Origin of the sequence: Actinomadura sp. 3N407, from assembly GCF_052245875.1 — a bacterium.
Taxonomy (GTDB): domain Bacteria; phylum Actinomycetota; class Actinomycetes; order Streptosporangiales; family Streptosporangiaceae; genus Spirillospora.
Map to the genome: position 1 here is coordinate 1 of NZ_JBQQBP010000070.1, position 1,300 is coordinate 1,300.

A 1,300-nucleotide genomic window follows, 5' to 3' on the forward strand; every position below is an offset into this window, starting at 1 on the left:
TGAGGGGCCGCGCGTTTTCCGGACAGCGTCCTGATGGGTGATCTGCGGGTAGATCTACGCCGCTTGCTGTCGCTCCAGGTACTCGATGTGGACCTCAAGTGGGGTCCGGTACCCGTTCGCGGAATGAAGCCTTCGCCGATTATAGAAGCCCTCGATGTACTGCACAACCGCACGCCGGGCTTTGACCCGTGTGGCAAATACCATACGGTTGAGCCACTCGTTCTTCAATGCCCCGAAGAACGATTCGGCCATGGCGTTATCCCAGCACACACCGGTTCTGCCGACCGACCGCCGCATCTTGTACTTCTTCGCCAAGTGCCGACCGAACTCGTCGCCGGTGTAGTTCGACCCGCGATCGCTGTGAAAGATGCAGCCCTCCTCGATTCTGATGTTCCCTGCCGCCGAGTCCAGGGCGGCGGTGATGAGCGAGGTTTTGAAATGATCGGCCATCGCCCATCCGACAACCATCTTCGAATGGCAGTCGATGACCGTCGCCAGATACAGGAACCCTTCCCAGGTCGGGATGTAGGTGATGTCCCCGACCAGCTTGGTTCCCGGCCGGTCGGCCGTGAAGTCACGGTTGACCAGGTCGGGGATCGCGCCGCACCCGCCGGCCAGGGTGGTGACCGGCCGCCACGGCCGCGGCTGTACCGGTTCGAGCCCGAGTTCGCGCATCAACTGCCGCACCAGCTCAAGCGAGACCTCCTCGCCCGAGCGGGCCAGCACCGCGTGGACGCGCCGGTACCCGTAGGTTTCGTGGTTGGCGGCGAATACCGCCTCGATCATCGGCTTGAGGCGTTCTCGGCGTTCGGCGGTCGCCGACAACGGGCGGCTCCGCCATTCGTAGAAGCCGGACCGGGACACGCGCAGCCAGGCGCACATGTCGACGACGGCGTGGTGGGCCTTCTCCGCGTCGATGAGCTCGTACTTGGCGCTCACCGGTGATCCTTCGCGAAGAAGGCCGCGGCTTTTTTCAGGAAGTCGTTCTCTTCGCGGAGCTTGCGGTTCTCGCGCTCGAGTTCGCGTTCCCGAGGGCTCTTCGAGTCGCCGGCCGATGTGGTGGACGCGTCGGTGCCGTGCCGTCTGCGGTAGTCCTTGACCCAATTGCCCAGGGTGGTGTCGTGGATGCCGACCTCACGGGCCACATGGGCGATGGGGCGCGGGCCGTCCAGGACCATGCGGACGATCTCGTCCTTGTGCTCCTGGGTGAAATGCCGCCTCTGTCGTGCCAACGGCCTTCCTTTCCGGTTCTCTCCCCAACTCTAGTTGGGGCCCTGTCCGGAAGATCCGGGGCACCTCA

General features: G+C 64.2%; 1 protein-coding gene. It reads right to left on the reverse strand.

What is annotated here, in order from left to right:
• Positions 1 to 54 precede the first annotated feature (54 nt).
• Positions 55 to 1,232 (reverse strand): IS3 family transposase gene (locus tag ACTWPP_RS44950; RefSeq protein ID WP_443110609.1). Its coding sequence is split into 2 segments (ribosomal slippage): positions 55 to 962 and positions 962 to 1,232, totalling 1,179 coding nucleotides; the frame shifts between segments, so codons are not numbered across the junction.
• Positions 1,233 to 1,300 lie beyond the last annotated feature (68 nt).